Genomic DNA, 13300 nt, shown 5'->3' with positions numbered 1-13300 from the left:
ACTCTCAGCGGCGAAAGGTCTCGCGGTGCCAGACATACAGACCTGCGCCGGCGATCACAAGGGCACCCAGGATGGTCCAGCTGTCGGGCAGCTCGGCAAAGAAGAGCGCCCCCCAAGCGGCCGCAAAAACCAGTCCGGTATAGGAATAGGGCGCGAGCATGCTTGCTTCGCCCTGGCTGAACGCGCGGATCAGCGCGAGTTGACCCACGGTGCCGGCAAGCGTGATGGCCCCGATCAGCCCCCAGGCGATCAGGTCAGGGGTTTGCCAGACAAAGGGAACGGCAAGCGTCAGCAAAACGGTTCCGACCAGCCCCGTGTAAAACAGCGAGGTCCAGACATCTTCGTCCGGACCAAGGCGTCGCGTCAGCAGCGAATAGGCCGAATAACAGGCGGCGGCGGCGAGCGGCAGTAATGCGGAAAGCGAGAACACCGCGCTCCCGGGTCGAATGATGATCAGCGCCCCGATCAATGCGACGATGATGCCGCCGATCCGCCGCAGCCCCAGCGGTTCGGATAGGAACAGGGCGGCGCCGAGCGTGATCAGGACCGGGTTCAGCGCCATGAGCGCGGCAGCGTCCGACAGGGGAATCATGCTGATGCCGGTGAAAAAGAATGCTGTGGCGCTCATCAACAGGATGGAGCGCAGGAACTGGAGCACCGGATGACTCGTGCGGACGACGCTGCGCAAACGCGGGGCGACCAGAACAAGCACCAGCGCCATCTGGCCGGCGTAGCGTGCCCAGACGGTGGGCAGGATGCCGATGCGTGGCGCAAGCGCCTTGGCCGAGGCGTCCATCAGCGTGAAACAGAAAATCGCCGTTATCATGAGCAGGATGGCCCGCCCGCGCGTATCGTGCAGAGTGATGTCGCTCATCATTGCGCCTTGCCTGGAATTACGCGGACGTCATAGCAACGTGATAGTTGATATGTTCAGCACTGTCCATCGTGCGGGCGGGGCCGGGATCGGAAGCTGCGCAGGTCCGGACACCTGAAATGGCGCTTGGCGGTCGCACCTGTTTTCCGGCGTGTCGGACGGGATATGGATCGGGGCGCGTCGTCGAGTGCGGCTATTCCTCTGCCTCGTCGGGAACGATCAGTTGCAGATCGCCCGACTGCTCCTGCGCCCGGATCGCCGCGATCACCTCGGTCATGGCGGCTTCGCCATCTCGCGCCTTGACCTTGCCCTTTTCTTCGACCTCTTCGCGCACACTGTCCGCGAGCCGGCTCGGCATGTTTCCGAGCAGGAATTCGGCGGAGCGTTGGGTGTCTTCATCGGTTGCGGCAGCAAGAGCGGTCACAAGCACATCCTGTTCCACTGCGCGGACCAAAGCGGGCACGTCGCGAGGCCGCACACGATCGGGGATGTGGGCAAAGATGAAGATCGATTTGCGCACCGTGCTGGCGAATTCCTGATCGGTTTCGTCGAGGCCCGTCAGCATGTCGTCGCGGGTTGTGGCGGCGGACTGGTTGAGAATGGCTCCGATCCGCGCACCCGGCGCGTCATCGAAGGCAACGGGGGCCTTGTGGTCGAGTTGCGAGGCGAGCGACAGGCCGATCCTGTCTACGGCGTCGGGCGTGACCTCGCCGGTTTGCGACACTGCATAGGTGATACGTCGTGCCAGTGGGCCGGGCAGCGCGCCAAGCAATTCCGCCGCCTTGGCCGTGTCGAGTTTCGACAGCAGCACGGCAGCGACCTCGATACACTCGGCCTGCGCCATTCGAACCAGATCCTGGATGGGAAGCGCCCTGAGACGCGCCCAAGGATCGCCCGCCTGTCGCACTCCCGCTTCCTTGCGCAACCGTGCTGCCGTCTGCGGGCTGATTTTTCCGTCCATGGCCGAGATCGCTTCGGCCAGCCCCTTGGGAAAGGACAGTCCGACACCATCCAGAACCCCGGCGAATTCCTCGACCACCGAAAACAGGGTGGTCCGGTCGACCAGACCCATCGAACCCATCTGCTGAATCAGCCGCGCCTGCAACTCGTCGGGCAAATCCTCAAGCGGGAGATCCGCCCCCTCATTCAGCAGCAGGCGCACGACGATCGCCGCCTTTGCCTTGGAATTCAGTCTGCTGGCCGGGGCCGACGCCTCCGCCTGCGGGGTGTCCGTGCCTGTCGCCGCCATCGGCAGCCTGGAAACCTGTGTGAGTTGCTGCATGCTCTGGCCGCGCCTTCATGACCTGATCCGTGAACCGGGTCAGACTAGGGCACAAGCCGTAAACAAAGCCTGAAAATCAGTAGTTATAGGTCATGCCGGTTCGGATCGCGTCGCGCAGGGACACCTCGGCCCAACTGCCGGTGCCTGCGCGCGCGGTGATCTCGCGCCATTGTGCGATGGCCTCGTCTGTCCGTCCTTCCTCGACAAGGCCCTGTCCCATGTAGGAGCGGGCCAGAATATTGTCCGGGTTACGCTCGATCGCGCGCGCATAGAATACATTGGCCAAGTCGGTGTTGCCCATCTTGCGATGGGTAAAACCCCAATAGGTCAGCACACGATCATCCGATTGATCGCGCATCGCACTCAACACACCCTGTGCATCCCCATAGCGACCGGCATAGGCAAGCTCGCGCGCGGCGTCATACAGCGCATCGCTGTCCAGCGAGGCATTGTCGGGGGCGACGCATTTCTGCGTCGCCGGATCCCAGACCTGAACGCCTTTGCAGGATTTGGTCGTGTTGGTCGGTTTCGGTGGCGCATCGTCACTGGCACCAAAGGCCAGCCCCGGGATCGCAACCAGCAAGGAAAAAAGAACGCGTATCTTCGGAGTCAACATGGTCTGCTCAACCGCTTTTTCGGGTGCGCGAACCAAGACCACGCGGAAAGCCCGGTTCTACACGCGCGATTTCGCTGTCGCGTGTGATCAACTGTTGATCTGCGCGACGCAACTTTCAGAGACGGCATCCCATGTCGTGCCGGGAGCGCAGGATTGCGCCTGGTGTTTGCGATCCGAGCACATCGCGAAGGACAGGGCGGGCAGGGTGACAAGCACCAGAGTTGCTGCGACAATCTTGAGGGTCATGAATGATCTCCAGTCAGGTTCCGAGCATCGATCTTGGGCATTCGCGGCAGAGTGTAGCGCGCTATCGTGGTTTCTCAAAACGAAAAGGGCCCGGACTGGCACAACCGAGCCAATCCGGGCCGTGTCTGAATGCGCTGCGGCGCAGCAATCCCGTGGCATTTCGCGATAAACCTGAATCACCCAACGCTGCCTGAAATCAAAGATTTCAACGCGTTAAGTGATGCCAGATGTTTCAAGTTAATCGCGAAACGCTTTAGTCCTTGAAGACGCGCGCGAAAATCGTGTCCACGTGCTTGGTGTGATATCCGAGATCGAATTTCTCTTCGATCTCTTCGGGCGACAGCGCCTTGAGCACGTCCGCATCGTTGAGCAGTTCGGTCTTGAAATCCTTGCCTTGTTCCCAGACCTTCATCGCGTTCCGCTGCACCAGCTTGTAGGAATCCTCGCGCGAGACGCCTGCCTGTGTCAGCGCCAGCAGAACCCGCTGGCTCATCACGAGGCCACGGAATTTGTTCATGTTGGCCAGCATGTTGTCGGGATAGATCACCAGCTTGTCCACCACCTGGGTCAGACGCGCGAGCGCGAAATCCAGCGTGATCGTGGTGTCCGGACCGATATTGCGCTCGACCGAAGAATGGCTGATGTCACGCTCGTGCCAGAGCGCGACGTTTTCCATTGCCGGGATCACAGCCATACGCACAAGGCGCGCCAGACCGGTCAGGTTCTCGGTCAGCACCGGGTTGCGCTTGTGCGGCATTGCGCTGCTGCCTTTCTGACCCTTGGAGAAAAACTCCTCGGCTTCCAGAACCTCGGTGCGCTGCATGTGGCGGATCTCGATGGCGATGTTCTCGATCGAACTGCCGACAACGCCAAGCGCAGCGAAAAACGCGGCGTGGCGGTCGCGCGGAATGACCTGGGTGCTGATGGGTTCGGGTTCGAGCCCCATCTTGGCGCAGACATGCTCTTCGACCGCCGGATCGATATTGGCAAAGGTGCCGACCGCGCCGGAGATCGCGCCGGTCGCAATCTCCTTTCGCGCGGTCTTCAGGCGGGTCATGTTGCGGTCCATCTCGGCGTAGAACCGGGCAAAGGTCAGACCCATCGTCGTGGGTTCGGCATGAATGCCGTGGCTGCGGCCGATGCGCACCGTGTCCTTGTGTTCGAGCGCGCGGCGCTTGAGCGCGGCGAGCAGTCCCTTCATGTCTTCGATGAGGATATCGGCGGCGCGTACCAGCTGTACGTTGAAGGTGGTGTCGAGCACGTCCGAACTGGTCATGCCCTGATGAACGAAGCGGGCCTCGTCATTGCCGATGATCTCGGCCAGATGCGTGAGAAAGGCAATGACATCGTGCTTGGTGACGGCCTCGATCTCGTCGATGCGGGCAACGTCGAACTCGACATCCCTGGCTTTCCAGACCGCTTCCGCGTTTTCACGCGGGATCACCCCGAGATCGGCCTGCGCGTCACAGGCATGGGCCTCGATTTCGTACCAGATGCGGAATTTGGTTTCCGGGCTCCAGATGGCGACCATATCAGGGCGGGAATAGCGGGGGATCATTGGCAGCGGCACCTTTTTGTGATTGTGCGAGACTTGCGCCGCCTCTTAAACCGGTGGTGCAGTGGCGACAAGCCGGGAGAGACAAGATGGGACGGTTTGCCCAGAATCCGATGATCCGCCATGCGTGAACGGGCGCGCAGCCTGCGGGATTTTACCGGCCGATGGAGCTTGCAGCGCGTGATCGAACACGCGGACGGCACGCGCGCGCGTCTTGACGGGCACGCGGTGTGGAGCGAGGATGGAGAGGGCCAGATGCAAGAGGAAACCGGGGCGTTGCGTATTGGCGACGGCAAACCGGTCACGGCAACGCGCCGGTATCTCTGGCGGCCGGAATTGGCGGTCCATTTCGACGATGGCCGATTTTTTCACGATGTTCCCCCCTTTGGGGGCGAGACCGCGCATTGGTGCGCACCCGATCAGTATGACGGTGTTTACGCGTTTGTGTCATGGACGGAATTTCGCGTGACATGGCATGTGTCAGGGCCGCAAAAATCCTATCGCATGGAGAGTATCTATCGCAGGATTGACCGCTGACCCTGTTACCTGCGTCGGCGCAGCGCATCCAGCGCGGTTTTGTTGACACAGTACATCGGAGCGGCATCCAACCGAGAGCTGCGGGCTTGCAGACTGCGGCAATTGGCCTGGGCGGAGCAGCCGCTGCACCTGATCGCCATTGTGCGCATCATCGGTGCATAGCGCTGCGGGTCCCGGGCAATGAGGTCCGGAATTCCCGCGCGCAGGCGTTCGGCCATGCCATTCACAAGATCGGTGCTCATGCCGAGTTTCGAGAGAATACCCATGATCTTTGTCCTTGTCGTGGTGCAGGCGGGCCTGCACTATCCTTGCGATTGTCGCATGATCTTGCCGGCAGCGAATTGACCTGAATCAACCGCAAGGGTTCTGCAGGGGCAAAATCTGCTTGTTGCAGTGCAGCATCTGCGGCATCAAAGGGGTCAGATCGACCACAACACAGGATATTGCAAATGACCCAAGCCGTCCTCACCCAAGCCATCGGGCCGAAATCCGGCACCGCGCTGCGTCTGAAACAGGCTGTTCTCGTGCTCGCGGGGATTCTTGCCCTGGCGTTGGCCGCCAAGATCAAGGTGCCGATGTGGCCCGTTCCGATCACCATGGGCACGTTTGCCGTGCTCTCCATCGGTGCCGCATACGGCGCACGGCTCGGGCTGGTTACGATCCTCGGTTATCTGCTTGTGGGCGCGCTCGGTTTCGACGTGTTCGCCGGCTCTTCTGCCGAAACGGCGGGTCTCACATACATGATGGGCGGCACCGGCGGCTATCTCGTGGGCTACGTGCTTGCGACTCTGGCGCTTGGCGCGCTGGCCGCGCGTGGCTGGGACCGGTCCTTCGGGACGATGGCCCTGGCGCTGCTGATCGGCAATGCGCTGATCTACATTCCGGGCCTCGCCTGGCTCGGCCATCTCTATGGCTGGGATAAACCGATCCTCGAGTGGGGCCTGACCCCGTTCCTGGTTGGTGATGCGATCAAGCTGGCGCTGGCCGCCGTGCTTGTGCCGGCGCTCTGGAAACTCGTGGGCTCCGTGCGTCACTGATCCACGGTGTTACAACTTGCCGAACAACGGCCCCGGAGTTTCCTCTCCGGGGCCTTTTTTGTGACTTGTCCAAAACAGATACTGTCGGCGAAGGGTCGAAAGCCTCAATGTCAAGCCTTGTCACCGCAAGATGGTTGCGGCGGATTTGATTTGAGTTCAGGAAACAAAGTTTCAAAAGCAGCGATTTTGTATCAATCGACGAAACCAATCGTCGCGCTGCATTGAGCATTTGCGGACCCGAACCTGCACATCCCGTCACGAAACCCCGACAATTCACCGAAATTGAGGAATTGCCTGATGAGCGGAAATCCGCTCTTCAATTTGCGGCCTACCTGTCGGGTCTGGCGATGTGACCAGAACCGGATGTGGCGGGCAATGCATAACCATCAAGTGGAAGAGAATTATGGATATTACCGGAACCAACAGAAGAGACATTCTGAGCGGCACGACCGATGATGACAACATCCGCGGGCTAGGCGGCAATGACGTTCTGAGAGGACTGGGCGGCAACGATGTTCTGGACGGCGGGAATGGCCGGGATGTCCTTCACGGTGGCGCGGGTGACAATTTCTTTATCGGTGGCGTCGGAGACGACACCTATGTGCTGAGCGGGCGCTACGAAACAATAGAAGTCGGCCTGGGCGAAGATCGCGTCGACCTCAGTTCGTTTTCGCAAGGCGACGGCTATCTGACGCTGGGTGCCCACGCGAACGCGCTTGGTCTGTTCGCGATCATCGATGGCGAAGAGGATTTTGGTGTCCTGCGGATCGACAATGGCGCCAACGATGAGGGGCTGGTCTTTTTCGACGACCTCAACAACGCATTGCAGCTTGATCTTTCCAGGCCCGAAGGCGGCATGGGGCTCAACGGAACGGCCTATGACGACACCTTCCTGATCGATCCCGGCGCGCAGGGCTGGATTCAGATTCGGCCGGGCGAGGGGGAGGACCTGATCCAGATCGAGGGCACGGCTGGCACCGTGCGACTGGACTATTCCGATCAGACGGATGGTATCTTTGCCAATCTGAAATTCGGGACCGTCATCGACGGCAGTCCGGGGTTTGTCATTGATCGCATCGTCGGCGAAGGTCATGTTTCCGAACTGCGGGCCACGGATCACGACGACATCATCTATGGCGGCAGAGAAGACGAGACATTCATCCTGCGGCAGGGCGATGATTTTGTTTCAGGTGGCGGCGGCGTGGATACCGTCAGGTACGACCGCTCGGGTGTCGAGGCGGTGAATGTCAACCTGGGCCAGCGTTCGGCCACCGGCATATGGAACGGTGAAGAATTTACTCACACGCTGAAAAACATCGAGAACATCAGAGGGTCGCGCAGCGACAACGACCGTCTCATCGGGAGCAACAAGGACAATCAGATCGACGGGCGCGGTGGCGCCGATTTCATCCAGGGCAAGCGCGGTGATGACGTTCTGATCGGCGGCGGCGGGAATGACAAGTTCATCTTCCGCAACAACGACGGGGATGATGTCATCGTCGACTTCAATACCGCAAGCAACGCGGAAAAGATCAACCTCAGGGGCGTTTCCGCAATCACCAGTTTCAACGATCTCAGGGCCAATCACCTGACCGAGGTTTCGGTTGAACTCGACGGTTCGCCATCGCCCGTTCCAACCGCCTTTATCGACGACGGCGCGGGGCTGACGATCCTGCTCCAGGGGGTGCGGATGGCCGATCTGGACAGTGGCGATTTCATTTTCTGAACTCATGGCGGGCACCTGTAACGGGTGCCCGCCACCGCGAAGGTCACGCGCCTGATGATGTAGCCGTTCTGTCGTCAGGCGCGTTCATCGTCGCGCGTCTGCGTTTCGATGCGTGCGCCATGTTCAAGCGTCTGATGCACCGGGCATTTGTCGGCGATCTCCATCAGCCTCTGGCGTTGCTCATCATCCAGTTGCCCCTCCAGCGCGATAGTGCGCACGAAGGCATCGATACGGTTTGATTGGTTGGTTTGCGCGTCGCGCACATGCACCTTGTCATGGCTGACATCGACGGTGACATGATCCAGCGGCCATCCCTTGCGGCGTGCGTACATGCGGATCGTCATCGAGGTGCAGGCACCCAGCCCGGCGGACAGGAGCCCATAGGGCGACAGGCCGCGATTGGTGCCTCCGAACTCTTTTGGCTCGTCGGCGTAGATGTGGTTCTCGGGCCCTGACTGAACGTCCTGCAGGAAACCGTCGGGATCGGCCTCGGAAACCCGCACGATTCCCTCGGGCGGGCCATCTGCCTTGGCGGGTGACGTCAGATCGACATAGCGCGTCAACCATGCGGCGATGACATCCGCGGCATATTCTGCGTCGGTGGCGCGTGAAATCAGGTGATCCGCATCGTCAAGGGTGACAAAGCTCTTGGGGTGCTTTGCCGCCAGGAAAATGTCGCTGGCATTCGCGATCCCGACAGTGTCATCGCGCGGCGCGTGCATCACCAGCAGGGCCGCGCGAAGGGATGATATCGCCGGGGCAAGCTGCTCGGCGCAGACGTTCTCAACAAATTCCCTGCTGATGGTGAACGGGCGCCCGGCAAGCATGACATCCGCCGACCCCTTTTGCCGTATCTCGGACAGGGCGCCGGAAAAATTGTGCGTGACGTGGCCCGGATCAAACGGGGCGCCCAGTGTAACGACAGCCTTGACGCCCTCGATTTCAGGCGCGGATTTGAGCACCGCGCTGCCGCCGAGCGAGTGACCGATGAGCACGTCGGGTGCCATGTTCCGCGCGCGCAGCCACTCTGCCGCCGCGATCAGATCCTGCACGTTGGATGAAAACGAGGTGTTGGCGAACTCGCCGCCCGAATGCCCGAGACCGGTAAAGTCGAAGCGCAACACCGCAATACCCATCCCGGCGAGCCGGCCGGCAATGCGGCGCGCGGCCTGAATGTCCTTTCCGCAGGTGAAACAATGCGCAAACAAGGCCGTCGCGAGAACCGGACCATCGGGGAGATCGAGCCGCGCGGCCAGGGTACTGCCATCATGGCCGGGAAAGGTGATGCGTTCTGTGGGCATGCTGTCCTCCGTTTGTTACCCCGACATGGCCGCACTCGCGCCGCCTGGAAAGGGAGGTCACGACAACGTGTTGCCGCGCACGCTTACATTCTAGACGGGCAGGGCGTCAGTGCCCCATCAACGCCGCGTCGAACGGATACCTGGTGAGGTTCTCGTAACCGTCTTCGGTGATCAGCACCTGATCTTCGAGCTTGATCGAGAAATCGCCGCCCACCTCGCCGACGCAGGCTTCGACACACAGCACCATGCCCGGCTCCAGCGCATAGTCGAACGCGCCGGGAACCGCCTTGTCCGGATAGCTCACCAGTGGCCATTCATCACATAGCCCGACCCCGTGCATGAGACAGCCGTATTTCTGGGCCTGATATTTATCATCCAGACGGTGCGCGCGTTCGGTCAGTTCGGGAATGGTCACACCGGGTTTCAGCATTTCCATGTTGGTCATGATATGTTCATGTGCGTGCTGCATGGCATAGATCATGTCGGGCCGGGGCCGCTGATCGCCGATCCACCAGCTGCGCGAGATGTCGATGCAGATGCCATAGCTGCCCACAAGATCCGTGTCGAAGCTTATGATCTCGTTGGGCTGGGCGATGCGGGGGCCGCATTCCTGAAACCACGGGTTGGTGCGGGGCCCCGAGGCGAGCAGGCGGGTTTCGATCCATTCCCCGCCACGCCGGATGTTCTCGGCGTGCAGCACCGCCCAGATATCGTCTTCCGACGCTTCGGCATCGGGCACCTTGGTCCGGGCGAAATCCTCCATCGCCCGCACCGCGGTTTCACAGGCATGGTTGGCGCAGCGCATCGCGCGAATCTCGTCCGGACCCTTAACGGCGCGGGACTTCTCGGTGACCTCTTCGCCTTCCATGATCTCAAAGCCCTGCGCCTGCAGCGCGCGCAACCCGTGCAGCATCATCTTGTCCACCGCCAGCCGCATGTTGCCGGGGGCATGTTCGGCCATCAGCACGCGCACCTCGTTGGCAAAGACATCGGCGGCGACATCAACCTTGTCGCCCCGGTCGAAATAGAACAGGTCTGCACCGCTGCGCCGTTCGCGGACCAGAGGGTTGAATTTGCTGAGAAACGGGGAGTTCTTGTAGTCCCAGATCAGCATGTAGCCATCGGCGCAAAGCAGAACCGCGCGGAACGGATTATGCGCGTTCCACAGCTGCATGTTGGTGCTGTCGGTGGCGTAGCGGATGTTCAGGGGATCAAACATCAGCAGACCGCCATAATCGCGATCGACCAGGTGTCGCGTCAATCTTGCCCAGCGGTATTCGCGCATCGCCGGCAGATCGGGCAGCGCCAGCCCCGCCGCCTGCCATTCGGACAGGGCGAGCCGGGTGGGGCCGATTTCGATACGGTCCTGATCGTTGGGGGTTCCGTCGCCCAGCGTTTCACCCCGGCTGGGATCGATCTTGCGTATGTCGCGGTAATGAGTGTCCATCGCCCACCTCCTTGGGGGAAGGGTGCGGGGCGTCGGGCGGGATTTCCGCTTTGAAAGCGACGGACGCCATGTCGTTTTGCGACCGGATCAACCTGCACGGGCTACACGCCGCCACGTGCTCCGGGCGTCAGCGGTTAAAGGCGATCGGCACGGCAAAACTGTAGGCGGGCTTTGACAGCCCCTTGGGTGCGGCAGGAAATCTCCCGGCAGACCGCACCGCGCGCAAAGCAGCCTCGTCGATATATGCATTGCCGGAGGAACTGATGATGGAGGCCCCCTGAAGCGTGCCCGCCGAACTGACCGAGATGCGTATCTTGACGCTTCCGGATGCGCCGCGCGCGGCACGGGGATAGGCCTTGCGCCGTTCGATCCGCGAGCGAATTTGCGCGCCCCATTGCGACATGAGACTTTGACGCTGTCCCTTGCTCAGCGTCGCGGTGGACTGGCTGTTGGCAAGCCCGGCCTGCTGACCGCCTCCCTGGCCGGCGGCAACCTGTGCCGCGCTCGCCGCTGACGACCTGCTTTTCTGGGGGGCTTGCTCGGTCTGGGTCTTGCGCGGTTGCTGCCTGGGGCGCTCCGGTCGGGATTGCGGCCGGATGTCGGCAATTTCAGGTTGCTCCGCCTCCGGCTCCTGGGTGTCCTGCAACGGTTCGGGCGGCTGAGGCGGCGGCGGTGGAACGGTCGCCTGCGCATCCGGCAGGGTTTCCGGCCGCGGCAGGGCCAGCCCCGCGATACGGGGCAGGGCCGGGGCAACCGGCGCACCGGGGGTGGCCTGCTGCGGCACATCCGGCGTTTCGACTTGTGGCTGCGCCAGCTTTGGCGGCGTGCGCGGCGACGGGGTCTCCGGAGGTTTTTCCCAGGCCTCGACCATCTGCTCGATACTGGCGGTCGACGCCTGCAACGACATCAGCGCCTCGCCACCCTCACCGGATGACGCGATTCCGGCCTCTGACGCCCGCAATGTCAGAAGCGCCAGGTGCATCGCGGCGGCCAGCGCCACGAAAGCCAGAATTTCCGCCAGACGTCTCATTGCTTGACCGTCACCAGCTGGACGACCCGAAATCCCGCAGCGCCCAGTTTCGGCATGAGAGCCGCCAGCCGTGTGGCATCCAGCTTTGCATCCGCGCGCAGGATCAGCGGCGGCGGCGCGTCTTCGGGGCAGGGTTCGGCGGCGCAATAGCTTTCGCGCGCAGCAGCCAGCGCCGCCAGCGCCTCTGCCTCGCCAATGATGTCGAGATAACCGATCTGCCCCTCTGCATCCATGTAGAGCCGGAATTCACCCTCTGCGCTTTCGGTTTCGGCCATCACCGGGGGTTCGACATCAAACGGCTCGGGCGGGGCGATCTGGGCAGACATCAGGAAAAAGATCAGCAGCAGGAAGACGACATTGATCATCGGAACGATGCTCTCGGTCGGTTGCCTGCGTGGGGGAGAAGAGAATTGCACGGGACTACTCGATCAGAACCAGCGCGGAATATCCGGCCGTCGACAAGGTTTCCATCACGGCGATGACCCGTTGCAGATCGGCCGCCGCGGCAGGGCGCAGGATGATGGTGTCATCCGGCTTTTCGGTCAGCGCGTCGATCTGCGCGAGCAGGGTCTCGGGCGACACGGTCACGCCGTTCAGCAGCAGGGCATCGGGCTGGATGTCGATCAACCGGGGCGGGCCGGAATAGCTTTCGCCGCTCGCAGAACCTGCAACGTTCAACGGAATATGCATGTCGATGCCAAAGCGCGAAGCCAGCATGAAGAACACCAGCAACAGAAAGACCACGTCGATCATCGGCGTCAGGCTGGGTTTGCGCCGGGGGCGGTCTTCGGCGAAATCGAACATTATTCGGCCGCGGCGCGGAGGGCCGGTTCGGGGGCGTGAATCGTCGGGCGCAGGAAGATTCGGGTGGCGGCGTCTTCCATTTGCAGGCGCAGGCGATCGACAACGCTTTCGAACCATGTCAGGGCCGCTGCGGCCGGGATCGCCACCGCCATACCCGCCGCAGTGGTCAGAAGCGCTTCCCAGATGCCGCCGGCAAGAGTGGCGGGATCGGCGCTGCTTCCGGCTTCCTGCAGGGCCTGAAACGCCGCGATCATGCCCATCACCGTGCCGAGCAGCCCCAGAAGTGGTGCGATGGTTGCAATCAGTTCAAGCGGGCGCAGGCCGGAACGCGCACCGGCAATCAAGTTGCGGGCGACGCGGGCGGTTTCTTCGCGGGCGGCCTCGTCATCCAGCGTCGGATCGTGTCGCGCGGTCATCGCGGCGCGGGCCAGAACGGCGCGGCAGGTGCGGCGATTGCGCAGCAGGTTAAGCGCGGCGTCTTCGTCGCCCTCCGACCACAGGGCCACGGCGCGCTTGGCCCGGGCACCGCCGGACCACGCCCCCAGAATGGCCAGCCGCCAGATCTTCCAGAGGATCAGCGCGAGCGCCGCGACGCTGAGCGCGGAAATCGCCCAGATGGCAGGGCCGCCGAGCAGGATGAACTCATAGAGCCGGTTCAATGCCTCGGTGCCGAGAACCGTCGATCCGTAAAATTCCATACCGCGTCTCTTTCAGGCCTGTTCGATGAAACATCTCCGTCGCTATTTATACAGAGTGTTTTTGTCAACATTTATCCAGAGTATTTTTGTCGTGTTAAGCTCCATTGCGCGAGGCCGCCGGACGGATCCTGCGCGGTTTATATGCGG

Annotated in this window: 15 protein-coding genes; 3 read left to right on the top strand and 12 right to left on the bottom strand. The window is 61.8% G+C overall.

Annotation, left to right across the window (positions count from 1 at the left end; genetic code table 11):
• Positions 1 to 4: 4 nt before the first annotated feature.
• From AB9K34_RS22240 to purB, 5 genes are all read right to left on the bottom strand, one after another.
• Positions 5 to 874 carry a DMT family transporter gene (locus AB9K34_RS22240; protein ID WP_369956814.1) on the bottom strand — a complete coding sequence of 290 codons (870 nt, stop codon included), beginning with the start codon at positions 872 to 874 and terminating at the stop codon, positions 5 to 7.
• A 193-nt stretch (positions 875 to 1067) separates the two neighbouring features.
• Positions 1068 to 2156, bottom strand: coding sequence for a flagellar motor switch protein FliG (locus AB9K34_RS22235; protein WP_369956812.1), 1089 nt, complete (start codon positions 2154 to 2156; stop codon positions 1068 to 1070).
• A 76-nt stretch (positions 2157 to 2232) separates the two neighbouring features.
• On the bottom strand, positions 2233 to 2772 hold the full coding sequence (locus AB9K34_RS22230; protein WP_369956811.1) for a tetratricopeptide repeat protein: 540 nt from the start codon (positions 2770 to 2772) through the stop codon (positions 2233 to 2235).
• Positions 2773 to 2859: 87 nt separating this feature from the next.
• Entirely contained in the window at positions 2860 to 3018 is a 159-nt protein-coding gene (locus AB9K34_RS22225) for a carbohydrate-binding module family 14 protein (protein WP_369956810.1), read from the bottom strand.
• 253 nt (positions 3019 to 3271) lie between these two features.
• The gene (gene purB, locus AB9K34_RS22220; protein WP_369956808.1) at positions 3272 to 4576 is read right to left on the bottom strand and encodes an adenylosuccinate lyase; all 1305 of its coding nucleotides are present in this window, start codon (positions 4574 to 4576) and stop codon (positions 3272 to 3274) included.
• Positions 4577 to 4696: 120 nt separating this feature from the next.
• On the opposite strand from purB, the gene AB9K34_RS22215 reads away from it, so the two are divergent.
• The gene (locus AB9K34_RS22215) at positions 4697 to 5110 is read left to right on the top strand and encodes a DUF6314 family protein (RefSeq protein WP_369956807.1); all 414 of its coding nucleotides are present in this window, start codon (positions 4697 to 4699) and stop codon (positions 5108 to 5110) included.
• A gap of 5 nt (positions 5111 to 5115) precedes the next feature.
• Here the strand turns inward: AB9K34_RS22215 and AB9K34_RS22210 are convergent, their stop codons facing one another.
• Complete coding sequence (locus AB9K34_RS22210) at positions 5116 to 5376, bottom strand: DUF6455 family protein (protein WP_369956806.1); 261 nt, start codon at positions 5374 to 5376, stop codon at positions 5116 to 5118.
• A gap of 183 nt (positions 5377 to 5559) precedes the next feature.
• On the opposite strand from AB9K34_RS22210, the gene AB9K34_RS22205 reads away from it, so the two are divergent.
• Positions 5560 to 6147 carry a biotin transporter BioY gene (locus tag AB9K34_RS22205; RefSeq protein ID WP_369956805.1) on the top strand — a complete coding sequence of 196 codons (588 nt, stop codon included), beginning with the start codon at positions 5560 to 5562 and terminating at the stop codon, positions 6145 to 6147.
• A gap of 403 nt (positions 6148 to 6550) precedes the next feature.
• A complete protein-coding gene (locus AB9K34_RS22200; RefSeq protein WP_369956804.1) occupies positions 6551 to 7873 on the top strand; it encodes a calcium-binding protein in 1323 nt (440 codons plus the stop codon).
• Between the two features lie 74 nt (positions 7874 to 7947).
• Here the strand turns inward: AB9K34_RS22200 and AB9K34_RS22195 are convergent, their stop codons facing one another.
• The 6 genes from AB9K34_RS22195 to AB9K34_RS22170 all read right to left on the bottom strand — a co-directional run bounded on the left by AB9K34_RS22195 (position 7948) and on the right by AB9K34_RS22170 (position 13153).
• A complete protein-coding gene (locus AB9K34_RS22195; protein ID WP_369956802.1) occupies positions 7948 to 9174 on the bottom strand; it encodes an alpha/beta fold hydrolase in 1227 nt (408 codons plus the stop codon).
• Positions 9175 to 9280: 106 nt separating this feature from the next.
• Positions 9281 to 10621, bottom strand: coding sequence for a dimethylsulfonioproprionate lyase DddP (dddP, locus tag AB9K34_RS22190; RefSeq protein ID WP_369956800.1), 1341 nt, complete (start codon positions 10619 to 10621; stop codon positions 9281 to 9283).
• A 127-nt stretch (positions 10622 to 10748) separates the two neighbouring features.
• Positions 10749 to 11651, bottom strand: a complete 903-nt coding sequence (locus AB9K34_RS22185; RefSeq protein WP_369956798.1) for a TonB family protein — start codon at positions 11649 to 11651, stop codon at positions 10749 to 10751.
• Positions 11648 to 12067, bottom strand: a complete 420-nt coding sequence (locus AB9K34_RS22180; RefSeq protein WP_369956797.1) for an ExbD/TolR family protein — start codon at positions 12065 to 12067, stop codon at positions 11648 to 11650. Before AB9K34_RS22180 ends, AB9K34_RS22185 begins: the two co-directional genes overlap by 4 nt.
• 4 nt (positions 12068 to 12071) lie before the next feature.
• Positions 12072 to 12455 carry an ExbD/TolR family protein gene (locus AB9K34_RS22175; protein WP_369956795.1) on the bottom strand — a complete coding sequence of 128 codons (384 nt, stop codon included), beginning with the start codon at positions 12453 to 12455 and terminating at the stop codon, positions 12072 to 12074.
• Positions 12455 to 13153: a MotA/TolQ/ExbB proton channel family protein gene (locus AB9K34_RS22170; protein WP_369956793.1), complete on the bottom strand. Its 699-nt coding sequence runs from the start codon at positions 13151 to 13153 to the stop codon at positions 12455 to 12457. Before AB9K34_RS22170 ends, AB9K34_RS22175 begins: the two co-directional genes overlap by 1 nt.
• Positions 13154 to 13300 lie beyond the last annotated feature (147 nt).

The organism is Sedimentitalea sp. XS_ASV28 (assembly GCF_041224545.1).
GTDB lineage: Bacteria > Pseudomonadota > Alphaproteobacteria > Rhodobacterales > Rhodobacteraceae > Sedimentitalea.
This window is presented reverse-complemented; position numbering and strand designations above follow the sequence as displayed.